The 23,867-nt window shown below is 65.1% G+C and carries 23 protein-coding genes; 13 read left to right on the top strand and 10 right to left on the bottom strand.

What is annotated here, in order from left to right:
• Positions 1-51 precede the first annotated feature (51 nt).
• Positions 52-900, top strand: coding sequence for an epimerase (locus ADT71_RS28940; RefSeq protein ID WP_054442280.1), 849 nt, complete (start codon positions 52-54; stop codon positions 898-900).
• Here the strand turns inward: ADT71_RS28940 and ADT71_RS28935 are convergent.
• Together ADT71_RS28935 and ADT71_RS28930 are read right to left on the bottom strand one after the other, a co-directional pair.
• Positions 810-1,730: a DMT family transporter gene (locus tag ADT71_RS28935; RefSeq protein WP_347812922.1), complete on the bottom strand. Its 921-nt coding sequence runs from the start codon at positions 1,728-1,730 to the stop codon at positions 810-812. The genes ADT71_RS28940 and ADT71_RS28935 overlap by 91 nt on opposite strands.
• Positions 1,727-2,722, bottom strand: coding sequence for a low specificity L-threonine aldolase (locus tag ADT71_RS28930; RefSeq protein WP_054442278.1), 996 nt, complete (start codon positions 2,720-2,722; stop codon positions 1,727-1,729). The genes ADT71_RS28935 and ADT71_RS28930 overlap by 4 nt, the downstream gene beginning before the upstream one ends.
• Before the next feature lie 56 nt (positions 2,723-2,778).
• On the opposite strand from ADT71_RS28930, the gene ADT71_RS28925 reads away from it, so the two are divergent.
• The gene (locus tag ADT71_RS28925; RefSeq protein ID WP_369818366.1) at positions 2,779-3,075 is read left to right on the top strand and encodes a GNAT family N-acetyltransferase; all 297 of its coding nucleotides are present in this window, start codon (positions 2,779-2,781) and stop codon (positions 3,073-3,075) included.
• A 38-nt stretch (positions 3,076-3,113) separates the two neighbouring features.
• On the opposite strand, the gene ADT71_RS28920 is transcribed toward ADT71_RS28925, so the two are convergent.
• The 5 genes from ADT71_RS28920 to ADT71_RS28900 all read right to left on the bottom strand — a co-directional run bounded on the left by ADT71_RS28920 (position 3,114) and on the right by ADT71_RS28900 (position 11,131).
• Complete coding sequence (locus ADT71_RS28920; RefSeq protein WP_054442276.1) at positions 3,114-6,710, bottom strand: hydantoinase B/oxoprolinase family protein; 3,597 nt, start codon at positions 6,708-6,710, stop codon at positions 3,114-3,116.
• A 51-nt stretch (positions 6,711-6,761) separates the two neighbouring features.
• Positions 6,762-7,448 carry an AAA family ATPase gene (locus tag ADT71_RS28915; protein WP_054442147.1) on the bottom strand — a complete coding sequence of 229 codons (687 nt, stop codon included), beginning with the start codon at positions 7,446-7,448 and terminating at the stop codon, positions 6,762-6,764.
• Positions 7,445-8,386, bottom strand: coding sequence for a hypothetical protein (locus tag ADT71_RS28910; protein ID WP_231636296.1), 942 nt, complete (start codon positions 8,384-8,386; stop codon positions 7,445-7,447). Before ADT71_RS28910 ends, ADT71_RS28915 begins: the two co-directional genes overlap by 4 nt.
• 94 nt (positions 8,387-8,480) lie before the next feature.
• Entirely contained in the window at positions 8,481-9,698 is a 1,218-nt protein-coding gene (locus ADT71_RS28905; protein WP_054442145.1) for a M20 family metallopeptidase, read from the bottom strand.
• 53 nt (positions 9,699-9,751) lie between these two features.
• A complete protein-coding gene (locus ADT71_RS28900) occupies positions 9,752-11,131 on the bottom strand; it encodes a lipopolysaccharide biosynthesis protein (RefSeq protein WP_054442144.1) in 1,380 nt (459 codons plus the stop codon).
• Positions 11,132-11,309: 178 nt separating this feature from the next.
• Here ADT71_RS28900 and ADT71_RS28895 point away from each other — a divergent pair, with 178 nt between their 5' ends.
• Together ADT71_RS28895 and ADT71_RS28890 are read left to right on the top strand one after the other, a co-directional pair.
• Entirely contained in the window at positions 11,310-12,068 is a 759-nt protein-coding gene (locus ADT71_RS28895; RefSeq protein WP_054442143.1) for a sugar phosphate nucleotidyltransferase, read from the top strand.
• Between the two features lie 181 nt (positions 12,069-12,249).
• The gene (locus ADT71_RS28890; RefSeq protein WP_054442142.1) at positions 12,250-13,359 is read left to right on the top strand and encodes a calcium:proton antiporter; all 1,110 of its coding nucleotides are present in this window, start codon (positions 12,250-12,252) and stop codon (positions 13,357-13,359) included.
• A gap of 9 nt (positions 13,360-13,368) precedes the next feature.
• On the opposite strand, the gene ADT71_RS28885 is transcribed toward ADT71_RS28890, so the two are convergent.
• Both ADT71_RS28885 and ADT71_RS28880 read right to left on the bottom strand, forming a co-directional pair.
• Entirely contained in the window at positions 13,369-15,174 is a 1,806-nt protein-coding gene (locus ADT71_RS28885) for a long-chain fatty acid--CoA ligase (protein WP_054442141.1), read from the bottom strand.
• Between the two features lie 148 nt (positions 15,175-15,322).
• Complete coding sequence (locus ADT71_RS28880) at positions 15,323-16,366, bottom strand: quinone-dependent dihydroorotate dehydrogenase (protein WP_054442140.1); 1,044 nt, start codon at positions 16,364-16,366, stop codon at positions 15,323-15,325.
• A gap of 414 nt (positions 16,367-16,780) precedes the next feature.
• On the opposite strand from ADT71_RS28880, the gene ADT71_RS28875 reads away from it, so the two are divergent.
• Genes ADT71_RS28875 through ADT71_RS28835 form a run of 9 tightly spaced genes read left to right on the top strand, consistent with a single transcriptional unit; the run spans position 16,781 to position 23,344 of the window.
• Entirely contained in the window at positions 16,781-17,218 is a 438-nt protein-coding gene (locus ADT71_RS28875; protein ID WP_054442139.1) for an SUF system Fe-S cluster assembly regulator, read from the top strand.
• Between the two features lie 35 nt (positions 17,219-17,253).
• Positions 17,254-18,756: a Fe-S cluster assembly protein SufB gene (gene sufB, locus ADT71_RS28870; RefSeq protein ID WP_054442138.1), complete on the top strand. Its 1,503-nt coding sequence runs from the start codon at positions 17,254-17,256 to the stop codon at positions 18,754-18,756.
• A gap of 52 nt (positions 18,757-18,808) precedes the next feature.
• Positions 18,809-19,303 carry an endonuclease domain-containing protein gene (locus ADT71_RS28865; protein WP_054442137.1) on the top strand — a complete coding sequence of 165 codons (495 nt, stop codon included), beginning with the start codon at positions 18,809-18,811 and terminating at the stop codon, positions 19,301-19,303.
• Between the two features lie 2 nt (positions 19,304-19,305).
• On the top strand, positions 19,306-20,061 hold the full coding sequence (gene sufC, locus ADT71_RS28860; RefSeq protein WP_054442275.1) for a Fe-S cluster assembly ATPase SufC: 756 nt from the start codon (positions 19,306-19,308) through the stop codon (positions 20,059-20,061).
• Positions 20,058-20,795 (top strand): SufD family Fe-S cluster assembly protein, encoded by a 738-nt coding sequence (locus ADT71_RS28855; protein ID WP_054442136.1) that lies wholly within the window; start codon positions 20,058-20,060, stop codon positions 20,793-20,795. The genes sufC and ADT71_RS28855 overlap by 4 nt, the downstream gene beginning before the upstream one ends.
• Positions 20,792-21,991: an aminotransferase class V-fold PLP-dependent enzyme gene (locus ADT71_RS28850; RefSeq protein ID WP_054442135.1), complete on the top strand. Its 1,200-nt coding sequence runs from the start codon at positions 20,792-20,794 to the stop codon at positions 21,989-21,991. Before ADT71_RS28855 ends, ADT71_RS28850 begins: the two co-directional genes overlap by 4 nt.
• On the top strand, positions 21,988-22,461 hold the full coding sequence (locus ADT71_RS28845; RefSeq protein ID WP_054442134.1) for an SUF system Fe-S cluster assembly protein: 474 nt from the start codon (positions 21,988-21,990) through the stop codon (positions 22,459-22,461). The genes ADT71_RS28850 and ADT71_RS28845 overlap by 4 nt, the downstream gene beginning before the upstream one ends.
• Complete coding sequence (locus ADT71_RS28840) at positions 22,461-22,961, top strand: GNAT family N-acetyltransferase (protein ID WP_054442133.1); 501 nt, start codon at positions 22,461-22,463, stop codon at positions 22,959-22,961. Before ADT71_RS28845 ends, ADT71_RS28840 begins: the two co-directional genes overlap by 1 nt.
• Positions 22,958-23,344, top strand: coding sequence for an iron-sulfur cluster assembly accessory protein (locus ADT71_RS28835; protein ID WP_054442132.1), 387 nt, complete (start codon positions 22,958-22,960; stop codon positions 23,342-23,344). The genes ADT71_RS28840 and ADT71_RS28835 overlap by 4 nt, the downstream gene beginning before the upstream one ends.
• A gap of 100 nt (positions 23,345-23,444) precedes the next feature.
• Here ADT71_RS28835 and ADT71_RS28830 read toward each other — a convergent pair whose 3' ends face one another.
• Positions 23,445-23,864, bottom strand: a complete 420-nt coding sequence (locus ADT71_RS28830; protein ID WP_054442274.1) for a polymer-forming cytoskeletal protein — start codon at positions 23,862-23,864, stop codon at positions 23,445-23,447.
• Positions 23,865-23,867: the final 3 nt, after the last annotated feature.

The raw sequence follows: 23,867 nt of genomic DNA, 5'->3' as shown, positions 1-23,867 counted from the left end.
TGGCGCACGAATTCACCGCCGAAACGAGAGGAATGCCTCATGACGCCCCGGATGCCGAAGCGCCTGTTCATTTTCGGGCTGGGCTATACCGCGCGGGTGATCGCAAGTCGCCTCTCCGCACAGGGTTGGGAAGTGATCTCCACCGGCCGCGAAGGAACGCTTTCGTTCGAGGATGCAGGCAATGTCCGCCTCGCGCTGGCCGACGCCGATCATGTGCTTTCCTCCGTTCCGCCCGGCAGCGAGGGACGCGGTGAACCGCTCGATCCGGTGCTGGAGCGTTACGGCGATGCAATGAAGGGGAAGGCGCTGTCCTATCTCTCGTCCACCGGGGTCTACGGCGATGCGGGGGGCGCGTGGGTGGACGAAAGCGCGCCCGTGGGCACAGGTCGGCGTACGGCGCGGGCCGAGGCGGACGGCGAATGGCTGTCCCTCGGCGCGCGTGTCTATCGCCTGCCGGGAATATACGGCCCTGGCCGCTCGGTGCTGGAACGTGTGCGCAACGGACGCGCGCATCGCATCGACCTGCCGGGGCAAGTGTTCAGCCGCGTCCACGTCGAGGACATCGCCTCCGGCGTTATCGCCGGGCTGGAGCGGTCGCCGGGTGCCTACAATCTCGCGGATGACCTGCCTTGCAGCCAGAATACGCTGGTCGAGGAAGCCTGCCGCCTGCTGGGCCTTCCGCTGCCGCCGCTGCAGTCGGTGGAGGAGGCGCAGCTCTCCGCCATGGCGCGGGGCTTCTATGCGGAAAACCGCCGCGTGGCGAACGGCAAGGCAAAGCGCGTGCTCGGCTGGACCCCGCGCTTCCCGACTTATCGCGAGGGGCTGCGCGCCCTCAGCGCCACCACCAGCCCCACCGTCGCCAGAACCGCCCCCGAGATCGCCAGCGGCGACCAGCGATAGCCCTCGAACAAAGTCGAGATGAACATGGCGATGATGATGACCGCGACACCATTATAGGCCGCCTTGCCCGCCCCAAGCTGGCGGATCAGGGTGTAATAGAGGGGGAAGGTCACCACCGAGCCCAGTATCGCCAGATAAGCGGTGCCCAGCCAGTAGGCGGGCTCCGTTGGGATCACCGGCGGTCCGGCAAGAACGTATGCCACCACGAGATCGCAGATCGTGCCATAGAGCATTGCCCATGCCAGCAGGCTTGCCATGGGCAATGCCTTGCCGGTCTCGTTGGCCTGGATCACGTTCGAGACCGAGGCGCACATCATCGCGATCGATGCAAAGACGGTACCCAGCAGGACCTTGCCGCCCAGCGGCGCCTCGTGCGCCTCATGAAGGAGCAACAGCGCCAGTCCGCCGATGGCGATCAGGCTGCCGATGGCGAAACGCCATGTGACGGGCTGCTTCAGCAGCACCCTTGCGAGAATCGCATTGGGCACCAGAAGCAGTCCGATCATCACCGCGACGATCCCGGACGTAAGATGCATCTCGGCCCGGTAAACAAAATTGTAATTGCCGCAGAATTGCGCCGCGCCCACCGCGAATGCGAGGATCTGTCCGGCCTTGCCCAGCTTCAGGCCCTTCCTCGTCACCACGGCGACGAGGAACATCGCCGGTGTCGCCAGGACGAAACGCCAGGCGACGGACCAGCTTGCCGGCACTTCGCCGATCTGGCCGGTGATCACGAACCACGTCGATCCCCATATGAGTGCCACCAGCAGGAACGGCAGCGCGATCGCGGGCTTCATGAATTCCGGTGCCGCCTCGGTGCCCTCGCTCACAGCGCGGCAATCGCGCGGGCAAGGGCGGAAACGTGTTCCTCCTGCGAATCCCACGCCGTCACCAGCCGGGCGGCATCGTCGCCCCAATCGTAGAACTCGAACCCTTGTCCGCGTAGGGCTTTCCGTTCGTCGGGGGTGGAAACCAGGAATACCTCGTTCGCCTCTACCGCGTGCAGCAGGCGGTCCTTCGCCGCTGCGGCGATCTCGGCTGCCGCCCGGTTCGCGGCGCGCGCATTGTCCAGCCAGAGATCATCCTCCAGCATCGCGAGAATCTGCGCCGCCAGATAGCGCCCCTTCGATTGCAGATGCCCCGCACGCTTGCGGCGGAAGCGCACCTTTTCCGCCAGAGCCGGGTCGAAGAACACGATGGCCTCGGCGCTCATCCCGCCGTTCTTGACCATGCCGAAGCTCAACGCATCGACATTGCCGGCCGCCTGCGCCGCGCTCCCGCCCAGAAACGCGGCGGCATTGCCGAAACGCGCGCCGTCCATATGCAACCCGAGCCCCCGGACTTTCGCGAAATCCGAAAGCGCCGCCAGTTCATCAGGCCGGTAGACCCGGCCATATTCGCTCGCCTGCGTGATCGAGATCGCATGAGGCTGCACCTGATGCACGCCGTCACGAATCGGATCCATGACTTTCGCGGCAGCTTCCGGCGTGATCTTCGCGCCTTCCCCATCCGCCAGCAGCAGCTTTGCACCGTGCAGGAAAAAGCCCGGAGCGCCGCCCTCGTCCATCTCGATATGCGCTTCTCGGTGGCAGATCACCGCGCCATGCGGCTCCACCATCGCCGAAAGCGCGAGGCAATTCGCCGCCGTCCCCGTAGCCACCCAGAGGGCGGCGCATTCGCGTCCGAACAGCGCGGAAAAACGCTCATCCAGCGCGCGGCTCAAGCCATCGCCGTCATAAGGAGAATCCGGCGCATCGGCAGCCTTCATGGCATCCCATATCTTCGGGTGGACCCGCGCGGCGTTGTCGGAAAGGAACTTCATGGCCATATGCCCTGTAAGCGGACGCAAGCGCCGTCAAGCACCCCTCTTCAGGAGATATGCCCGTGGTAGGCGTGACGATCACCAAGCACGAGACCCCGACCGGCGGCGAATACAAGGCCCACCTCGCCGATAGCGACATCACCGGGCACCTGACATGGCAGACCCGGGACGGCATTCATTATGCCGACCACACCCTGGTCCCCTCCGAGATCGGCAATCGCGGCGTGGCGGCGCGGCTCGTCGAGGCGATGGTGGCGGACGCGCGGGAGAATCAGTTCAAGATCGCGCCCTTGTGCAGCTACGTCGTGGCGGCATTTCGGCGCCATCCCGAGTGGGAAGACATAAAAGCCTGATGCGCCGGCCCGGCGGAGAGAGGGTCAGGCAAACGCGCTTACTGCTCCCCGAAACCGCCACCGCCGGGCGTTTCGATCACGAAAACGTCCCCCGCCCCCAGCCGGGCCGTGGCAGTGGCTCCCAGTTCCGCCACCGAACCGTCCGCTCGCTCGATCCGGTTACGGCCCGGCTCTCCGTCCATTCCTCCGAACAATCCGAATGGCGCGGTGCCGCGCCGCTGCGAAAGGATGCCGGCCTGCATCGGTTCGAGGAAGCGCACCCGCCGGGTAGCGCCGTCGCCGCCCTTGTGCGCGCCCTTCCCGCCCGAACCGCGACGGATCGAGAATTCCTCCAGCAGCACCGGATAACTGGTTTCCAGCACCTCGGGATCGGTCAGGCGGCTGTTGGTCATGTGAGTCTGGACCACCGGCGTACCGTCGAAATCAGGCCCGGCCCCCGAGCCCCCGGCGATCGTTTCGTAATACTGCCTCGTCGCATCGCCGAAGGTGAAATTGTTCATCGTCCCCTGTGATGCAGCCATCGCGCCAAGCGCGCCGAACAGGGCGTCGGTGATCGCCTGGCTGGTCTCCACATTGCCCGCGACGACGGCGGCGGGCGCCTTGGGGTATAGCATCGAGCCTTCCGGCACGCGCAAGGTGATCGGCCGCAGGCACCCCTCGTTCATCGGCACGGCATCGTCGATCAGTGTGCGAACGACATAGAGTACGGCGGCACGCACGACCGGGAGAGGGGCATTGAAGTTATCGGGAAGCTGGGCACTGGAACCGGCGAAATCGATGACCGCGCCGCGCGCTTCACGGTCGATCGAGATCGAAACCGCTATCTCGGCGCCATTGTCCATCGGCACGCGGAACTCACCGTCCTGAAGCCGGTCGATCAGCGTGCGAACGGCCTGCTCGGCATGGGCCTGCGCATGGGCCATATAGGCGTCCACCACCTCGCGGCCCTGTTCGTCCGCCACCCGGCGCAGCTCCGAAGCACCGCGCTGGCAGGCGGCAAGCTGGGCGCGCAAATCGCCAATGTTCTGCTCGATGGCGCGCGAGGGATGTGGGCCGGAGCCGAGCAGATCGCGCAGCGGCGCTTCCTGAAGCGCGCCGCGATCGACCAGCAGCACATTATCGATCAGCACGCCTTCCTCATCCAGCGAGCGCGAGCCCGGCGGCATCGAACCGGGGCTGATCCCGCCAATATCGGCATGGTGCCCGCGCGCGGCAACGAACCAGGCGGGGACCGTCTCGCCCTCGATGAACACCGGCATGACCACGGTGATATCGGGCAAATGCGTGCCGCCGTCATAGGGCGCATTGAGGACGTAGGCATCGCCGGGCAGCATGCCCCGCCCGTCCTGCCCGTTACCGCGCCGCTGGAGGATCGTGCGCACGCTCTCCCCCATCGAGCCGAGGTGGACCGGCATGTGCGGCGCATTGGCGACAAGGTTTCCCTGCCGGTCGAACAGCGCGCAGGAGAAGTCCAGCCGCTCCCGGATATTCACCGAACTGGCCGATTGCTGGAGCGCGGCTCCCATTTCCTCGGCAATGGCCATGAACAGCGCGCCCATGATCTCCAGCCGCACCGGATCGCATTCGGTGGAGCTGTCTGCCTGAACCTGCTGCGTGGCATCCCGGTTGAGGATCAGGTTGCCGACATGATCGACCCGCACACGCCAGCCGGGTTCGACGACAGTGGTGGAAACGTCATCCACCACCAGCAGCGGGCCATCGGCCGTAAAGCCTTCTGCCAGCCCCTCGCGCAGATAGAGCGGCACGCGGTGATGCGCGCCCTGCGTCCAGAGATCGACCTGCTCGGCCGCGGGCGAGGACTTCACGGGAAGAACAAGCGTCGCACCGCCGCCGGAATGGCCGGCATGGACAGCCTCCACCCGCAGCGTCTCGCCGATAAGCTGCTCGCCCGCACCGAAGCCGAAGCGCTGGAGCCAGCCGTCCCGGAATGCCTCCCGCATGGCGTCAAGCGGTCCAACCGGCACTTCGATGGCATTGTCGCTGCCCTTTGGTCGCACCGCCAGCGCAGCCTCGATCGCGATGTCGTCCGCGGCGATGCCCTGCGCGGCCAGCGCCGCGCGAGCTTCGTCCCCCAAGGCGGCAACGGTTGCATCGAGCGACGTCATGGCATTGCCGTCCAGCGGGAGCGCCAAGGTCCGCTGGCGCAGCATCCGCCGGTCGGCAAGGCCCATGCCGTAAGCCGACAGCACCGAGGCGAGCGGGTGACACAACACGCTGGTCACGCCCAGCGCATCGGCCACCTTGCAGGCGTGCTGACCGCCCGCGCCGCCGAACGTCACCAGCGCCGCACGCGTCATGTCGTGGCCGCGCCGCAGCGAGACGGTCTTGATCGCATTGGCCATGTTGGCAACGGCGATCTCCAGGAAGCCTTCCGCCGCCTGTTCGCGCGTCATTTCACGGCCGGTCGCGATGCGAACGGATGTCAGCACTTCGTCCATGCGCGCTTGCGCCGCAGCCAGATCGAGCGGCTCGTTGCCTTCGGGGCCGAAGACATGCGGGAAATGCCCGGGCCTCAGCTTGCCGAGCAGCAGGTTGCAGTCGGTTACCGCCAGCGGGCCGCCGCGCCGGTAGCAGGCGGGGCCGGGCACAGCGCCCGCACTCTCCGGCCCGACCAGGAAGCGTGCACCGTCGAAGCGGCAGATCGAGCCTCCGCCGGCCGCCACCGTTTCAATCCGCATCATCGGCACGCGCACACGCACGCCCGCGACGCGCGTCTCGCTGTCGCGCTCATAGGCACCGGCATAGTGCGAAACGTCGGTGGAGGTTCCGCCCATGTCGAAGCCCAGGACATGATCGAAACCCGCCTCCCTGGCGATGGCAGCCATGCCGACGATGCCGCCCGCCGGGCCCGAGAGGATCGCGTCCTTGCCCGCAAAGGCGTCTCCGGTGGTGAGCCCGCCGCTCGACTGCATGTAAAGCGCCGTGACCTTCGGGCCGAGACCTGCTTCCAGCCCGGCCACATAACGTGCCAGCACCGGCGAGAGATTGGCGTCCACCACCGTCGTATCACCGCGCGCGATCAGCTTGATGAGCGGGGCTACCTCGTGGCTGACCGAAACCTGACTGAAACCGATCTCGCGCGCCAGCCCGGCCAGCGCCGCTTCATGCGCACTGTGACGATAGCCGTGCATCAGCACTACCGCGACGGCGCGAAAACCCTTGTCGAAATGGCGTTGCAGCCCCTTGCGCGCGGCATCGAGGTCGAGCGGGCGGTGGACGGTGCCGTCGGCGCCGACACGCTCGTCAATCTCCAGCACCGCGGCATTCAGCGGCTGCGGCAGGACGATATGGCGAGCGAAGATGTCGGGCCTTTCCTGGGTCCCGATCTTCAATGCATCGCCGAAGCCCCGCGTGATCGCCAGCAGCACCGGCTCGCCCTTGCCTTCCAGCAGGGCATTAGTGGCAACGGTAGTGCCAAGGCGCAGTTCGGCTTCGGGCAATTCACCTTCGGCGGTTCCGGTCAGCCGCCGCATCGCCTCTACGGCGGCATCGTCGTAACGGCCGGGGTCTTCGGAAAGCAGTTTCAGCCGCTCGAACCGCCCATCGGGCGCGCGCGCCACGATGTCGGTAAAGGTGCCGCCGCGATCGACCCAGAATTGCCACATGTTCGTCATGCCGGGCTTCATGACGGCGACGACGCGGGGAGGAAAGGGAAAAGGTGGAAACTATCCCGCCCCGGCCAGCCCCTTGCGCAACCGGTCGAATGCGGTGCCCGGCCCTTCGGCAAGCCGCGCCTCGACAAGGGCGCAAACCTGATCCGGCGAATGGACCGAAGTATCGATCACCAGATCGGATTCGCTGTTGCGGTAGACTTCCTCGAAGAACCATGGCCGCAGGCGGGAGAGACGGTCCACGATCCTTGCAACCGCATCCTCGCCCAGCAGGTCCGTAGGCATCCGCTTGGTCATGGCCCGCTCCGCCACCCGCCGTTCCAGCACTTCGAACGGTGGCTTGAGCGTGACGAGCAGGACCGGAAGCCCCTCGGTCCGCCGCAGGAGATCCTGAAGCACCGGTGGATCGGTCATGAGCAAATGGTCGAAAATGACGTTCAGTCCTTGCCGGGAACTCGCCGCCATCCACTCGTGAAAAGCGCCGAAGGCGGCCATGGCACGCGGCGCAAAGCGCCAGCGCAGCGGCCCCTCCGGCCGCGCGGGATCCAGCGGGATCGCCTCGATCCCCTCGGCGGCGAGCGGCCCGTGGTGCCCGAACCGCGCGGGAAGCGTCTGCGCGAGGAAATGATCGATGCCGTAAAGCAACCAGTAGTCCTGCTGCCGCTTCTGGAAAAGCTCGCAGGCCGTGGACTTGCCGGAACCCGAAGTGCCGTTGACCACGACGATCTGTCCCAGGCTCATGCCGGCGCCCCCGGTGCGATTTCGCCGCGGGCGATGCGCCGGAACCGGTCGGCGGGGCAGAACTCCTGATTGTCGCCCCAAAGCTCCACATCGTCCCAATCCGACCGCATGAGCGACCAGACCACCGTATGGTCCGTATAGCCGGTAAATATCAGGCCGGGATCGATTTGCGCCACGGCCAGCAATTCCCGCCCGAGCGCGTCGCTCGCCTCGAAACGAATGCGGGACGGGCCGTCCTCTCCCCATTCCAGCGCTTCACGGCGACCGGACACGAGGCTGGACAAGACCCCGTCCTTCCAGATGAAACCGCCGATGCAACGCGCCTCGCGGCCCTCACCCATGACGATGGCATGGTAGGCGCGATCCTGCGCGATGCCCCAGAAATAGCCCCCGCAGGCCAGCGATTCATAATCGCGCGCGCCGTAGGAACAATCCCTCAGGGACAGGCAGTCTACCGCGAATTCCTCTCCCTTGCAGCGCAGGGTGCCGGTCATGCGGCCAGGCTGTTCCAGATGGAACTTCGCTGTTGCCGCCTGTCCTGCCTCGCCGGTCCTGAGTTGATGGACCGGGCCGATCGCGGTCCATGTCAGATCGAAGAACAGGCCATCCCGGTCATAGTCCAGTTTGTACCGCGAAAGCGGCTCGATCATCCGGCACGACAGCGAATTGCGCGCCTCCATGTCGAACTTGGCGGCAGTGGCGGGCATCGCCTGGAGATGGGCCCAGTCGTAATGGAGGCAGTTCCACTGATACCGCCCGCTGGGGTCCCACAACACCGGCCCGCCGTTCAGCATGCCCATGTTGGGCCGGAAATAGTGCTGGATCAGCCCGTGAATCCGCCGCTCGGGAAGCGTGACCGAGAACCAGGCGCTTTCATTCCAGTAGGGATTTTCGTCACGCTCGGCGGCAAAGAAATCGGCAAACGCAAGGTCGGTCATGAAGCCCTTCTCCTTGCCGGCCATGGCAGCAAGGAGGACACTTCAAGGCAATGACCGCAGCGGCAATCGCGCCTACCCCAAGCCGCGCGCGCGCCTACCCGAAGCCGCGCGAAAGCCAGTCCTCGGCCAGCCCGGCGAGGAACGCGGCACCGCGCGGCAAGGCCTTTTCGTCGACCATCATCTTCGTGGAATGGATGCCGCAGCAGTGCTTCCAATCCGCGCCTTCCTGCGCCACGCCGAGGAAGAACATCGCCCCCGGCACCTTTTCGAGAACGTAGGCGAAGTCCTCCGCGCCCATGATCGGGTCCTTGAGGCGCTGGAATGCCGCCTCGCCGTGAAGGTCGCGGGCCACGCGCTCGCCAAAGTCCACCGCGCGGGCATCGCAGACCGTGACCGGAAAGCCCTCGTGGATCGCCACCTCACCCTTGAAACCATGCGCGCCCGCGATCCCGGCGACGAGCAGCGGCAGTTCCTCCTTCAGGCGGGCGCGGTTGGCGGCGGAAAGCGTGCGCATCGTGCCGGTGAGCCGCGCCGTGTCGGGTATGACGTTATGGGCGCTGCCCGCCTCCACCTTGGCGATGGTGACGACGACAGGGTCGAACACGCTGAAACGGCGCGCGACCATGGTCTGGATCGCCATGACCACCTCGCAGGCGACCGGAACCGGATCGAGCGTATCGTGCGGCATCGAGGCGTGGCCGCCGCGCCCCGTCACCGCAATGCGCAGTTCGTCCGCCGCAGCCATGAGCGGCCCCGCGCGGCCGCCGATCACGCCGTGAGGAGCATTGGGCATGATGTGCAGCGCAAAGGCGGCATCGGGCAGGGGGCGGTCGAAACCATCGCCGCCCAGTAGCCCGTCCTCCAGCATGAAGCGGGCACCATGATAGCCCTCCTCTCCGGGCTGGAACATGAAGCGGACCTCGCCTTTCAGCCGTTCCGCGCGGGCGGCGAGGAGTTCGGCCGCTCCGGCCAGCATGGCGACGTGGGTGTCATGCCCGCAGGCATGCATCACCCCGGGAATGGTGGACGCGAAGTCCAGGCCGGTTTCCTCCGGCATCGGCAGCGCATCGGTATCGCCGCGCAGCAACACGCAGCCGCCTTCTCCCGCACCGCCCCTGAGCGTTGCGACCAAGCCGGTCGTCGATGGCCCTTCGCGCCATTCCAGCGGCAGGTGGGACAAGGCCGCCCTGATCTTGTCCCGGGTCTTTGGATTGTGAAGGCCGATCTCGGGTTCGGCATGAACGGCGCGGCGCAGCGCAACGATGCGATCGGCAAGGCCTTCGGCCTGCTGGGTCAGGGAGAGGGAGAGCATGGCGGCATGATAGCTCTCCCCCCTCACCTGTCGAGACTCAGCCTGCTCGAGACTCAGCCTGCGCTGGAATCCGCGACCGGAAGATCGCCTTCGGGATCGGGCATGATCCGGATTTCGTTACGCTCGATCTGCTGGAGCGTTCGCCACGCCATAAGCCCCATGGCGACGTAGGAAACCGCGCCGCCCAGCGCCACCGCCCATGCCGCGCCGCTGGAACCGGTAGGCAGCAGGATGACCAGCCCGATCGCCATCGCCACCAGGGCGATAAGCCGTGCGATCAGCGAATGCCGCGCCCGGCCGGTGGCGTGAAGCACGGGCTCGAAGGCCACGCTGGCAAGGTCGAAGCTCGCCGCAAGGGTCAGCGGCACGAGGATCGCCGCACCCTGTTCGAAATCGTTGCCGCCGATCACTTCCAGCATCTGCTTGCCCAGCAGCACCGCCACAGTGACGACGACGATGCCGGCAAGACCGGCGATCTTGCTGGTCTGGAGCGCCAGCTTGCGGAATTCCGCCGCCTCGGAGGAAACGCGGGCACGCGCCACTTCGGCATAGACCGACCGTGTGAGCAGCGAGGAAAGCTTGCTGAGCGCCTGCGAAAGCTGGGAGGCGAGGCGGTAAAGGCCTGCCGCCTTGGTGCCCACCCAGGCCCCGACGATCAGCAGCGGGCCGTTCTTCATCGCCGCATCGAGCGTGGAGGCCACGTAAGTCTGCATGAAGAACCGCGTGACGCCGGGATTCTCGTCAATCGACTGGCGCCAATTGCGAAGGTTCCGCAGGTTCACCGCTTCCGGGCAAAGCCGACGCGCCATGACCCAGTAGAGCGCGGCCTCCAGGATATCGATCGCAGCCCATGCGAACAGGAAACGCCCGACACTCGGCCCGGTCAGCCAGATGACCAGCGAAGCGGCCAGTCGTCCGCTGGGAACCACGGCCTCCACATAGACGGCCATGTCGAACCGGTTGAGCGCGCGCACGATGCCGGTGGGCGCCGAAACCAGCGCCCAGAGCGACCCCACGCAGAACCAGAAAGCCACGTCGATGAAATGCGGGTTGAGGTCCAGCATATGGGCGAAGCCGTAGATCAGGATCGCCGCGAGCCCGCAGCCGATGATCGCGCCGACCGCATCGAGTATGCCGCAAAGCATCCCGAGGCGGCCAAGCTTGCCCCAGTCCTTCTGGTGGACATGCTCGCTGCCGTAACGGACGACCACGCGCCAGGTCTGGAAACTGGCAAGCGCGATGAGAGCCTGCGCGGTCCCGAAGATCAGCGAAAAGTGGCCGAAATCCTTGAGGCCGAGCGACCGTGTCTGGATGGCCAGATAGGCGATGCCGCAAACGGCACCGAAACCCTTGCCGCCCAGCAGCCAGGCCGTGTTCTGGAGTATCCGCCCTAGCGGAGATTTGCTCTCGCGGCGGTGAAATTTGGCGGACATTGGGCCAGCATGTGAACGAGGGGGAAGAGACTTGCAAGCTATCGCGACCCGGGATGTCACCAGCCTGAACGAATAGGCCCGCACGGGGATCGTCCCGGCCCGTTCGCGCCGCACCTTTTCCTTTTGCCTTGCAATGCCTAGATGCCGGGTTCCTCCCCCAGCACGAAACGTAGAACCTATGATCGAACACGCCATTCTTCTCAGCGCCGGCCAGGGCTCGCGGCTGCTTCCGCTTACCGCCGAACGGCCGAAATGCATGATCGACTTCTCGGGCAAGTCGCTGATCGAATGGCAGATCGAGATGCTGGCGCGCGGCGGCGTGAAGCGGATCGACGTTGTCACCGGCTTCATGACCGACATGCTGGAAGAGCACCTGAATGCGATCAGCGACCCGCGAGTCGAGATCAACATCCGCTTCAACCCTTTCTTCAAGGTGGCGGACAATCTCGGCTCCTGCTGGATCGCGCGCGAGGCGATGCGTGGAGACTTCCTGATCCTCAACGGCGATACGCTGGTGTCGGAGGAAATCGTCAGAAAGGTGCAGCAGGGCGCCGCCGATGCCGACGGCAATCCCTGGCCCATTACCGTTACCGTGGACATCAAGGCCGAAGGCTACGACAGCGACGACATGAAGGTGGAGCGCGAGACCGACGGCCGGCTGGTCCACATCGGCAAGACGCTCACCGCGCAGCAGTCCAACTCCGAATCGATCGGGTTCCTGGCCTTCCGGGGCGAAGGGGCGGACCTATTCCGCGAAACCGTCCGCCAGGCCATGCGGACGCCCGAAGGCGTCCAGCACTGGTATCTCAAGGTCATCGATTCGATTGCCCCCACCGGAAAGGTCGGGACCGTCTCGATCGAGGGCCTGGATTGGGCCGAAGTCGATTTCCTCAACGACATCGAGATCGCGACCGGCCTCACCGATACCTGGAAATGACCCAAAAAGGCGGGCAAAGCCATGCTTTGTCCGCCAACTCCGACTGATAGGCGGGCTAGCGTCGCCCACTGCCACGCGTCATGGCGCCCGCCCTTCAGGACGATCGGGACGGGCGAGCCGAAAAGCCCTCAGCAAGACAGCGTAACTGGCCCTCCGGCGCTTTTACCCTATAGTGCCCGATATGAATGTCCCTTCCCCCGCCGCCGGAAACAAGTCCGCAACTTTTCCTTGTTTTGGGCTGGCTCCCTGGGCGATCGCGGTACCGTTTCTCGCGGTTGCGGCCATCGCGCTGGGCAAGCCCTCGAATGTGCTGATGGCGGCATCGCTGGCGGTCGTGCTGGGCGGTGCCATCATGTCGGCGGTCTATCATGCCGAAGCCATCGCGCACCGTGTGGGCGAGCCGTTCGGCACGCTGATCCTGGCCTTTGCCGTAACGGTGATCGAAACCTCTCTGATCGTCTCGATCATGCTCAGCGAAGGAAACGGGGCACAGGCATTGGCACGCGATACGGTGATCGCCGCCGTCATGATAACGATCAACGGGATAGTCGGTGTCTGCCTCCTGCTGGGCGGCGGCCGGCACCATGAACAGGGCTATACCCAGTCCGGCGTGAACCACGGCCTCGCCATCCTCGCGACGCTTTCGGTGCTGACCCTGGTGATGCCCAACTATACCACCAGCCAGGTCGGCCCGTTCTACAACGAGAAGCAGCTGATCTTTGTCGGCGTCGTCTCGTTGATGCTCTACGGCACCTTCGTCGTCGCCCAGACGATCCGTCACCGCGACCACTTCCTCTATCCCGAGGAAAGCGACGATGGGCACGAAAAAGTCCCGGTGAACAAGGCCCTGGCTGCGGGCGTCATGCTCCTTGTTGCGCTTGTCGCGGTGGTCATGCTGGCCAAGGCGCTTTCGCCGTCGATCGAGGCCGGAGTGGCCGCCATGGGCGCCCCCCATGCCACGGTCGGCATCATCATCGCCGCACTGGTTCTGGCACCCGAAAGCCTGGCCGCGCTTGGCGCGGCCCGTGCCAACCGGGTGCAGACCAGCCTCAATCTCGCGATCGGTTCGGCACTGGCGACGATCGGTCTCACCATCCCGGCCGTTGCGGTCGCCTCGATGTGGATGGGGCTGGATCTCGAGCTCGGCCTGTCGATCAAGTCGACGGTCCTGCTGGCGCTCACCCTGCTGGTCGCCACGTTGACGCTCAGCACCGGACGGACCACCCTGGTGCAGGGTATGGTCCATCTCGTGATCTTCGCGACCTACCTTTTCACGACCCTGGTTCCGTAGAACCGAGGTTCAACTCCGGTAGAGCGCATCCAGTCGCTCGCCGTAACGCTCCTTGAGCTTGTGGCGCCGAATCTTGAGGCTGGGGGTCATTTCCTCGTTCTCGATCGAGAAGGGTTCGTCCGCGAAAGTGAACTGACGAACCTTCTCGATGACGGAGAGATCGGCATTCACGCGGTCGATCGCGCCGCGAATGACCGCACGGAAAGCGGGCAGCCCCTGGAGCGCCTTGAAATCGAATTTCTCGCCGTTTTCCTTGGCCCACTCCAGAGCCCAGTCGGCATCCGGCACGACGAGCCCGACGATATAGGGCCGGCGGTCGCCATGGACCATGGCCTGCGCGATCTCGGGCTGGAGCGTCAGCATCGATTCGACCTTCTGGGGCGAGACATTGTCGCCCTTGTCGTTGACGATCATGTCCTTCTTGCGGTCGGTAATCATGATGCGCCCGCGCTCGTCGATATGGCCGACGTCGCCGGTGTGCAGCCAGGTGTCGTGCAGTACCGCCTCGGTTGCGGCGGCATTCTGCCAATAGCCCTGCATGACCAGCTCGCCGCGTACGAGAATCTCCCCGTCTTCGGCGATCTTCACTTCCACCCCGCGCAGCGGCGGACCGACCGTATCGTGCTTGATGCCGGCGGCCGGACGGTTGCAGCTGATGATCGGTCCGGCTTCGGTCTGGCCGTAGCCTTGCAGCAGGGTCAGGCCCATGGCGTCGAAAAAGGCCCCGATTTCGGGGTTGAGCGGCGCCCCGCCTGAAACCAGCGCCTTCATCCGCCCGCCGAACTTGGCGCGCACCTTGGGCCGCAGCGTCCGTTCGATCAGCATGTCCAGCGGATAGTCCAGAAGGCGGCGTCGACCGGCCTGCTCGCGTCCGGCGATGCCGAGCGCCATTTCCATGAGCCGGGCGGGAATCGCGCCCTGCTTTTCGATCTGCTTCATGATTCGCGTGCGCAGCACCTCGAACAGGCGCGGGACGACGACCATGATCGTCGGCCGCACTTCCTCGATATTGGACGCGAGCTTGTCGAGCCCTTCGGAATAATAGATTTGCCCGCCGACCGCGATCGGCAGGAACTGGCCTCCGGTATGCTCGTAAGCATGGCTGAGCGGGAGGAAAGAGAGGAAGGTCTCGCTATGATCGAGGCCGAAATCGTCAATGACGATCTGCGCCGCGCCCGCCACGTTCATGAGGAGCATGCCGTGATGCTGCCGCACGCCGCGCGGGGCGCCGCCCGTGCCGCTGGTGTAGATGATGCAGGCAAGATCGCGGCGGCGAACGCTGGCGACCCGCTCGTCCACCTCGGACCGTGCCTTCGCGGCATCGCCTTCGAGCAACTCCGACCAGTCGTGCACGTCATACGCGCCGCCCTGCATCGGCGGCAGCGGCTCCATACCGATGACATGGCGGCACAAGTCCGTCTGCACGATCGCCGGCAGCAGGGCCTTTGCCAGCTTTCCACTGGAAACGATCGCAGCCCTGGCACCCGAGTTTTCGAGGATATGGATGTGATCGCGGGTCGTGTTGGTGGTGTAGGCGGGCACTGTCACGCAACCCGCCGCCATGATCGCAAGATCGGCAAGGCACCATTCCGGCCGGTTCTCGGAGACTATCAGCACGCGGTCTCCCGCCTGCAGGCCCATCCGGCGCAGCGAAGCGGCAATCAGCGAGACCTTGCGCGCAGCCTCGGCCCAACTGGTGGAATGCCAGGCGCCATCCCGCTTCGCCCAGAGCATCGGCGCATCGCCAAGCCGATCCGCCCGCTTCAGGAACAGCGATACCAGGTTGGTGCACTTGTCGAAGTCACCAAGATCCATGCTGACCCTTTTCCTCTCTCATCATGCGGAAATTTCCCTGCAGATCGTCCGCGTGGATATCCGTTCTGGCCAACGTCTAGGCGCGCGCGATGGTTGCGACAAGCGCGGGACTTGACCTTGTCGTGCGCCTGTCGTGCCAGGCGCCGCGCTATTCGGTGCCCACTGCTTCGGCGATGGAGGCGAATCCGTCGCGCTTCATCAGCCGTTCCAGCCCCTTGCAGACGGTCTTGGCGATTCCCGGTCCCTCATAGACCATGGCGCTGTAGAGCTGCACGAGGCTGGCCCCGGCACGGATGCGATCCCAGGCATGTTCGGCCGTGGCGATACCGCCGACCCCGACCAGCGGGACCGCCCCGCCGGTCGCCTTGCGGAAGTCGCGCAGGCGCTGATGCGCCAGATCCCGCACGGGCGCCCCGGAAAGACCGCCGGATTCGCCGCGATGGACCGAACGCAGCGCCGGCCGTGAAATCGTGGTGTTGGACACGATCAGAGCGCCCAGTCGCTTGTCGATCGCAATCCGCGCAATCGCGTCGATGTCCGCCGGTTCAAGATCGGGTGCGACCTTCAGGAATATGGGCGGCCTGGTTTCGCCGCAAACCTCGTCACGGGCTTCGATCACCGCGTCCAGCAGCCCGGTCAGCGCCGATTCGTCCTGAAGCGCGCGAAGGCCCGGCGTATTCGGGCTGGAAATGTTGACCGCCAGATAGCCCGCGAGCGGTGCCATGATCGTCGCCATCCTGGCGTAATCGGCTACGCGGTCGCTGGAATCCTTGTTGGCCCCGATATTGATTCCCACCACGCCCGGACGGCCGAGACGGGCGCCCAGATGCGCCTGTGCCGCCGCGCTGCCGTGGTTGTTGAAACCCATCCGGTTGATGACGGCGCCATCCTCCACCAGGCGGAACAGGCGCGGCTTCGGGTTGCCCACTTGCGGCAGCGGCGTGATCGAGCCGACTTCGGCATAGCCGAAGCCCAGGCCCAGCAGCGCGTCAGGCACTTCGCCGTCCTTGTCGAACCCGGCCGCCATGCCGACGGGGTTCGGGAAAGCGAGTCCCGCCACTTCGGTGGCCAGCGAGGCCGGAAACACGGGCGCGCGCTTCGGCCGCGTGAGCTTGAGCGCCTTGAGGGCGAGGCCATGGGCTGATTCGGCTTCGAGCCGGAACAGGGCGGGTCGGATCAGGGAATAGAGCACGGCTTGCGCATAAACACGTCGCGCCTGTTGCTCAAACGCTTCTTATCACACTCGTGCGCGCAAATTCGACCCGAACCCCGCCGCTCCGGCCGCGCGTGTCGCGTTTATACAATAAATCGCCGGGGTGGCGGCATACAGGAGAGTCGCGACCCGAAGGGCTCGTAGCGGGATGCGCACGAGTTCTTTATTACCTTGACGGCGGTTCCCGGTCCTGACCGGGGACCGCCTTTTTTCTCGGTATTCCCCTTCGTCGCAGCGGATTCTGTCCAAAAGCGAAGGATTTGCAACAGCGCGGGCGATTTTGTCGCACAAAACCTGTGCGAAACTCCATTGAAACGGGAGGGGTCCTGCACTAGGTGGCAAATCGGAAAGAATTGATCCACTTTAACCGCTGAGTCCCGAAAGCCGCCATATATGCGCCTGTCCAGCATGGCCGATTACGCTGTCGTCATCATGTCCGCCGCGACTCGGCATTCGGGCGCCTGCGCGCATCACCCGGAAGATTCGCGGATGAGCCGCATCTCGGCCGCGCAGCTTGCGGAAGACACCGGCCTGCCCGCTCCGACGGTGCAGAAGCTGGTGAGCAAACTGACTGCCGCAGGATTGCTGCAATCGACCCGCGGCGTGGGCGGCGGGCTGAAGCTCGCCCGCGCACCCGGGACGATTTCGATTGCGGATATCGTCGAGGCAGTAGAAGGGCCCATCGCGCTCACCGCCTGTCTCGAACAAGGCAAGCACGAATGTACGCTGGAAAGCGGCTGCAGCGTGCGCCCGCACTGGCCGCAGGTAAATGCGGCATTGCGCGGTGCATTGGCGCAAGTGGTCCTGACCCAGCTCGTCGAGGAAGTGTAAATGACTGACGAAACCTCCCCCGAGGCACCATCGAGGTGCGCGAAGTCCATGGGGACGAAGTGCGGGAAGCGGACGTGCGCGATCAGGCTGCGCGCGAAGCCGCCGCACGCGTGGCCGATTACGAACACGGCTGGGTAGCCGACATCGAGCAGGAATACGGCCCCAAGGGCCTGTCCGAGGATACCGTCCGCTTCATCTCGGCCAAGAAGGACGAGCCGGAGTGGATGCTGGAATGGCGTCTCAAGGCCTATGCCAGGTGGCTTGAGATGACTCCGCCGGACTGGGCCAAGCTAAACGTACCGCCGATCGACTACCAGGAAGCCTATTACTGGGCCGCGCCCAAGAAGAAGCCTTCGCTGTCGAGCCTCGACGAGGTCGATCCCGAAATTCTCAAGGTCTACGAGAAGCTGGGCATTCCGCTGGAGGAGCAGAAAGTGCTCGCCGGCGTCGAAGGCGCGCGCAAGGTGGCCGTGGACGCCGTGTTCGATTCGGTGTCGGTCGCAACGACCTTCCGCAAGGAACTGGAGCAGGCGGGCGTGATCTTCCGCTCGATCTCCGAGGCGATCCGCGAATACCCGGAACTGGTGAAGAAGTGGCTCGGCAAGGTCGTGCCCGTGCAGGACAACTACTTCGCGGCGCTGAATTGCGCGGTCTTCTCGGACGGCACTTTCGTCTACATCCCGGAGGGCGTGCGCTGCCCGATGGAGCTTTCGACCTATTTCCGCATCAACGCGGAGAATACCGGCCAGTTCGAACGCACCCTGATCGTCGCCGAAAAGGGTAGCTACGTATCCTACCTCGAAGGCTGCACCGCGCCGATGCGCGATGAGAACCAGCTTCACGCTGCCGTGGTCGAACTGGTCGCCATGGAAGACGCCGAGATCAAGTACTCGACCGTGCAGAACTGGTACCCCGGCGATGCCAACGGCAAGGGCGGCATCTACAACTTCGTGACCAAGCGCGGCCTGTGCCAGGGCGCGCGTTCGAAGATCTCGTGGACGCAGGTTGAAACCGGATCGGCGATCACCTGGAAGTATCCCAGCTGCGTCCTCAACGGCGAGGATTCGGTGGGCGAGTTCTACTCGGTGGCCGTCACCAACAATTACCAGCAGGCCGACACCGGCACCAAGATGATCCACAACGGCAAGGGCAGCCGCTCGACGATCATTTCCAAGGGCATCTCGGCCGGCAAGTCGAACAACACCTATCGCGGCCTTGTCCGCGTGGCCGCCAATGCGGACGGCGTGCGCAATTTCACCCAGTGCGATTCGCTGCTGCTCGGCAAGGAATGCGGCGCCCACACGGTGCCCTATATCGAAGTGCGCAACCCCAGCGCCCAGATCGAGCACGAGGCGACCACCAGCAAGATCAGCGACGACCAGCTGTTCTACGCCATGCAGCGCGGGCTCGATACCGAGCAGGCGGTGGCGCTGATCGTCAACGGTTTCGCCAAGGATGTGCTTCAGCAATTGCCGATGGAGTTCGCCGTCGAAGCGCAGAAGCTGCTGGGCATCAGTCTTGAAGGGAGCGTGGGTTGATTTTCGACCGCGGCGCATCCCTCTCTCGCAAGAATTTCGAAGGAACTCTCCCATGACCACCGCCCGCAAGACTCTGGGCATCAGCACGGCCGCCACGCCGAAAGCAGACGCCAAGGCCAGCTTCAACGTTACCGGCGCCCGCCTCGAAACGCTGAAGGAACGCGCCAAGGACCAGCGCCGCAACCCCAGCGAAGCGCAGAAGGCGCTGTGGGCAGAGCTTTCGGGCTCGAAGCTGGGCGGCGTGAAGTTCATTCGCCAGTCGGTGGTCGGCTCGGCCATCGTCGATTTCGCCTGCCCCTCGCGCTGGATCGTGATCCAGTTGAGCGCCGAGGATTCCAACCCGGACGTCAACGAGTTGCAGGACCGCAAGCTTACCGAAGTCGGCATTCGCGTGCTGCGCTTCTCCGAAGAGGAAGTGCTCGGCAACGTCGATACCGTGGTGCGTGAGATCAATACCGAACTCAACGTGCCCTTCGACAAGCGCTCGGCCCGCAGGAAGGCCGGCACCACCGCTTCCCCCCGTTTTGACGAGGGCGCCGAAGGATGACCATGCTCAAGATCGAAAATCTCCAGGCCAATGTCGCCGACAAGCCGATCCTCAAGGGTCTCTCGCTGACGATCAACCCCGGCGAGATTCACGCGATCATGGGGCCCAACGGCGCGGGCAAGTCGACGCTGGGCTACACCCTGGGCGGTCGCCCCGGCTATGAAGTGACCGGCGGTTCGGTCGATTTCCTGGGCCAGGACCTGCTGGAACTGGAACCGCACGAGCGCGCCGCTGCCGGCCTGTTCCTGGGCTTCCAGTATCCGGTCGAGATTCCCGGCGTCTCCTTCGTCCAGTTCCTGCGCGAGGCGGCCAATGCCCAGCGCAAGGGCCGGGACGAGACCCCGCTTTCGGGCGGCGAGTTCCTGAAGCTCGCACGAGAGAAGGCGGGCCTGCTGCGCATGGACATGGACATGCTGAAGCGCCCGGTGAACGTCGGCTTTTCCGGCGGCGAGAAGAAGCGCGCCGAGATGGTGCAGATGGGCATCCTCGATCCCAAGCTGGCGATCCTGGACGAGACCGACTCCGGCCTCGACATCGACGCGCTGCGCATCTGCGGCGAGGGCATCAATTCGATCATGCGCGCGCCCGACAAGGCCGTGCTGCTGATCACGCACTACCAGCGCCTGCTCGACTATGTGAAGCCGGACTTCGTCCACGTCCTTGCAGCCGGCCGGATCGTCAAGACCGGGGGCCCCGACCTTGCGCTGCGGCTTGAGGAAGAGGGCTACGAGGCGGTGGTCCAAGAGACGGCGGCATGAGCGAACTGGCGCCTCTCCCCACGCGGAAGAGCGAAGACTTCCGCTATTCCGACATCGCGGCACTGGCCGATGTCTGGCCGATCGCGCGCGAGAACATCGTCGTGGCCGACGATGCCGAAGATTCGCTCCAGATCGTCGAGGACGGCGCAGCAGCGGTGGCCCGCCACCTCGTCATCACGCTGGGCAAAGGCGCGAAATTCGACCTTCGCGTGCTTTCGGCGGGTCCCGTTTACGGCCGGATCGCCGTAGATGTGCGGCTGGCCGAAGGTGCGGACTTCACGCTGGGCGCGGCGCAGCTCGCCACCGGCAACGAGACGCTGGAGCTCGTCACCGAAGTCACTCACGCAGGGCTGAACGCAACATCCAGCCAGATCGTGCGCACTGCGCTCGCAGGTCATTCGGTCGGCACCTATCTCGGCCGTATCGCCGTCGAACGCGGGGCAGACGGCACTGATGCCGAACAATCCGTGCGCGCCATGCTGCTGGACCGCACGGCTACCGCCAATGCCCGACCGGAACTCGAAATCTACGCCGACGACGTCAAGGCGGCACATGGCTGCGCGGTCGGCGAACTCGACGCCAACGGCCTGTTCTACCTGATGAGCCGCGGCCTCACTCCGCCCGAAGCCAAGCGCCTGATGCTCCAGGCCTTCATTGCCGAGGCCTTCACCGGTGCGCCCGGCGAGGCGGAACTGAGCGAAGCCGCCATCGCCCGTCTGGAGCAGATCCTGTGACCGCTGACGTGCTCGTCCTCAAGGACCAGTTCCCGGGTCTTGCCGGAGACTGGCACTATCTCGACACTGCGGCGACCGCACAGAAGCCGCAGGCGGTGATCGACGCCACCGTGAATGCGCTGGGCCGCGACTATGCGACCGTCCACCGCGGAGTCTATGCCCGTTCGGCGGAGATGACGCTGGCTTTCGAGGCGGCACGCCGAAAGGTCGCCGCGTTCCTGGGCGGGCACGAGGATGAGATCGTCTTCACGCGCGGCGCGACCGAGGCGATCAACCTCGTCGCCCAGACATGGGGATCGGCGAACCTCAAGGCCGGCGATCGCATCCTGCTTTCCACGTTGGAGCACCATTCGAACATCGTCCCGTGGCAGATGCTGCGCGATCGTACCGGCGTCGAGATCGACGTCTGCCCCTTGACCGCCGATGGCCGGATCGATCTCGAAGCCGCCGCGCGCATTCTCACCCCGGCCCATAAGCTGGTTGCCTTCGCGCATGTCTCCAACGTGCTCGGTTCGGTGCTGGATGTGGCCGAGGCCGCCAGACTGGCGCATGCGGTCGGCGCGAAGTTGCTGGTGGACGGCTGCCAGGCCGCTCCCCGCATCGCGCTCGACATGAAGGCCATGCAGGCGGACTTCTATGTGTTTTCCGCACACAAGCTCTACGGCCCGACCGGGATCGGAGCGCTGTGGGCTCGCAAGGAAATCCTCGATTCGATGCCGCCCTGGCAGGGCGGCGGCGCGATGATCGACCGCGTCACCTTCGAGAAGACCACTTATGCTCCTGCCCCGCAGCGATTCGAGGCCGGCACGCCGATGATCGTAGAGGCCATCGGACTGGCGGCCGCCATCGACTGGCTCCAGGCTTACGGGCTCGACCGTGCCGAGGCACACGAGCGCCACCTTGCCGGCAAGCTGCGCGAGGAACTGGGCAAGCGCAACGACGTGACCCTGTTCGGTCCGGCCGATTCCGTGGGAATCGTCAGTTTCGCGCTCGACGGGGTGCATCCACACGATCTCGGCACCATATTGGACGAAGAGAACGTAGCAATTCGGGCGGGCCACCACTGCGCGCAGCCGCTGATGGATCAGCTCGGCGTCCCCGCCACCGCCCGCGCAAGCTTCGGGCTCTATAGCGACGACAGCGATATCGAGGCGCTCCTCAAAGGAATCGAGCGCACGAGGAGAATTTTCGGATGAACGACGACACTCCCGTCTCTGGCCCCACCTTCACCGTCGAGGAAGTCGATTCGGTGGCCCCTGCGCCGCGTGCGCGGGTGGACGATGCGCCTGTCGAGCGCAGGCGCGACTATCTGGACGGTTTCCTTGCCGAAAAGCCGCAGGGTATCGACCCCGGCCAGCCCGGCGGCTCGATCTACGACGGCGTGATCGATGCCCTGAAGGAAATCTTCGACCCGGAAATCCCGGTGAATATCTACGACCTCGGCCTGATCTACGGCGTCGAAGTCTCGCCCGAGGCTTCGGTCGCGGTCACGATGACGCTGACCACGCCGCACTGTCCGGTGGCGGAATCGATGCCCGGCGAAGTCGAGATGCGCGTCGCGGCGGTGCCCGGCGTGCGTGACGCCGAGGTCAATCTCGTCTGGGATCCGCCGTGGGACATGGCCAAGATGTCCGACGAGGCAAAGCTCGAACTCGGCATGCTCTGATGGCGACGCTTGCCCCTCCTGCCTTGACCGTGCGTCTTGCCGATTATGCCGACGCGGCCGATGCCGCGCGCGTGGTCGCGCTGCTCGACAGCTATGCGCGCGATCCGATGGGGGGAGGCAAGGCGCTGTCCGATGAGGTCCGCGAACGGCTGGTCCCCGGCCTTGCCGCTCATGGCGGCGCCTTCTCTCTGCTGGCCTTCGCTGGCGAGGAAGCCGTAGGCCTCGCCAACTGCATCACTGGCTTTTCGACTTTCGCCGCGCGGCCCCTGGTGAATATCCACGATATGGCCGTGCGCCCGCAGGTTCGCGGCAAGGGTGTGGGCCGGGCCTTGATGCTGGCGGTAGAAGCAGAGGCCCGCGCGCGCGGCGCCTGCAAGATCACGCTCGAAGTGTTGAGCGGCAATGGCACGGCCAAGGGCCTCTATGCCTCGCTCGGCTACGGCGATTACGCACTGGACCCGCAGGCGGGCACGGCGCTGTTCTGGGAAAAGAAGCTATGACCACAACCACCGAAAGCAGTTCAGTGAAGCCTGTGGCGACAGTGCGGCAGCGCCCTGCCGCCGTGATCCTCACGCCCAATGCCGAGGCGCGGATCGCGAAGCTGATGGCCGATGCCCCCGAAGGGACGATCGGCGTACGCCTTTCGACGCCGCGTCGGGGCTGCTCGGGCCTTGCCTATTCGGTTGACTACGTTGCCGAGGAAAAGCCCTTCGACGAGAAGATCGAAACTCCCGGCGGCATCTTCTACATCGACGGCGCCTCGGTCCTCTACCTGATCGGCAGCGTAATGGACTGGAAGGAAGACGACTTCACCGCCGGCTTCGTATTCGAGAACCCGAATGCCAAGGGCTCGTGCGGCTGCGGGGAAAGCTTTACCGTCTGACTAGCTCCCGCTTGCTCGAGCAGGCATAAAAAAAGGCGTGATCTCGCGGATTATCCGCCAGATCACGCCTTTTTCGTTATCGTGTCGGAGATCGGCGGACTTACTCGGCCGCGACGATCACTTCCGCGTCGCTGATCCGGTTAGGCAGCTGCGCGATGGCAGGCGGCATCTGCCCGCCGTTGGGGCTGAGGCGCCCTTCGAGCCGCGCGCCCTGTTCGATGGTCAGGGCATCATAGGCGACATCGCCGATGATCTGCGCGCTTTTGAGGATCACCACTTCGCGGGCGGCGATGGTTCCGCGCACGGTTCCGGCGATGCGGACCGTTTCGGCGCTGATGCCGCCGGCGATCTCGCTATCCTCGCCCTGGATGAGGGCTTTGCAGGAGATGTCGCCGATCACGCGGCCGTCGACGTGGAGGTCGGCGGAAGCCTCGATATTGCCGGTGAGGGTGATGTCGTTCCCGAGCATCGAGAAGCCCGATGCCGAGCCGTTGCGGGTGCTGGTGAAAGTCTTGGCCATGAT

It is taken from the genome of Novosphingobium sp. ST904, from assembly GCF_001298105.1.
Classification (GTDB): domain Bacteria; phylum Pseudomonadota; class Alphaproteobacteria; order Sphingomonadales; family Sphingomonadaceae; genus Novosphingobium.
The sequence above is the reverse complement of the archived record's forward strand: the minus strand, read 5'-3'. Positions and strand labels throughout refer to the sequence as shown.

What these genes read in the sequence shown, in the direction of transcription:
- ADT71_RS28940 (WP_054442280.1), top strand. Translation starts at nt 52, where the DNA reads ATGCCGAAGCGCCTGTTCATTTTCGGGCTGGGCTATACCGCGCGGGTG.
- ADT71_RS28930 (WP_054442278.1), bottom strand. Translation starts at nt 2,722, where the DNA reads ATGAAGTTCCTTTCCGACAACGCCGCGCGGGTCCACCCGAAGATATGG.
- ADT71_RS28925 (WP_369818366.1), top strand. Translation starts at nt 2,779, where the DNA reads ATGCCCGTGGTAGGCGTGACGATCACCAAGCACGAGACCCCGACCGGC.
- ADT71_RS28920 (WP_054442276.1), bottom strand. Translation starts at nt 6,710, where the DNA reads ATGACGAACATGTGGCAATTCTGGGTCGATCGCGGCGGCACCTTTACC.
- ADT71_RS28915 (WP_054442147.1), bottom strand. Translation starts at nt 7,448, where the DNA reads ATGAGCCTGGGACAGATCGTCGTGGTCAACGGCACTTCGGGTTCCGGC.
- ADT71_RS28910 (WP_231636296.1), bottom strand. Translation starts at nt 8,386, where the DNA reads ATGACCGACCTTGCGTTTGCCGATTTCTTTGCCGCCGAGCGTGACGAA.
- ADT71_RS28905 (WP_054442145.1), bottom strand. Translation starts at nt 9,698, where the DNA reads ATGCTCTCCCTCTCCCTGACCCAGCAGGCCGAAGGCCTTGCCGATCGC.
- ADT71_RS28900 (WP_054442144.1), bottom strand. Translation starts at nt 11,131, where the DNA reads ATGTCCGCCAAATTTCACCGCCGCGAGAGCAAATCTCCGCTAGGGCGG.
- ADT71_RS28895 (WP_054442143.1), top strand. Translation starts at nt 11,310, where the DNA reads ATGATCGAACACGCCATTCTTCTCAGCGCCGGCCAGGGCTCGCGGCTG.
- ADT71_RS28890 (WP_054442142.1), top strand. Translation starts at nt 12,250, where the DNA reads ATGAATGTCCCTTCCCCCGCCGCCGGAAACAAGTCCGCAACTTTTCCT.
- ADT71_RS28885 (WP_054442141.1), bottom strand. Translation starts at nt 15,174, where the DNA reads ATGGATCTTGGTGACTTCGACAAGTGCACCAACCTGGTATCGCTGTTC.
- ADT71_RS28875 (WP_054442139.1), top strand. Translation starts at nt 16,781, where the DNA reads ATGCGCCTGTCCAGCATGGCCGATTACGCTGTCGTCATCATGTCCGCC.
- ADT71_RS28865 (WP_054442137.1), top strand. Translation starts at nt 18,809, where the DNA reads ATGACCACCGCCCGCAAGACTCTGGGCATCAGCACGGCCGCCACGCCG.
- sufC (WP_054442275.1), top strand. Translation starts at nt 19,306, where the DNA reads ATGCTCAAGATCGAAAATCTCCAGGCCAATGTCGCCGACAAGCCGATC.
- ADT71_RS28855 (WP_054442136.1), top strand. Translation starts at nt 20,058, where the DNA reads ATGAGCGAACTGGCGCCTCTCCCCACGCGGAAGAGCGAAGACTTCCGC.
- ADT71_RS28845 (WP_054442134.1), top strand. Translation starts at nt 21,988, where the DNA reads ATGAACGACGACACTCCCGTCTCTGGCCCCACCTTCACCGTCGAGGAA.
- ADT71_RS28840 (WP_054442133.1), top strand. Translation starts at nt 22,461, where the DNA reads ATGGCGACGCTTGCCCCTCCTGCCTTGACCGTGCGTCTTGCCGATTAT.
- ADT71_RS28835 (WP_054442132.1), top strand. Translation starts at nt 22,958, where the DNA reads ATGACCACAACCACCGAAAGCAGTTCAGTGAAGCCTGTGGCGACAGTG.
- ADT71_RS28830 (WP_054442274.1), bottom strand. Translation starts at nt 23,864, where the DNA reads ATGGCCAAGACTTTCACCAGCACCCGCAACGGCTCGGCATCGGGCTTC.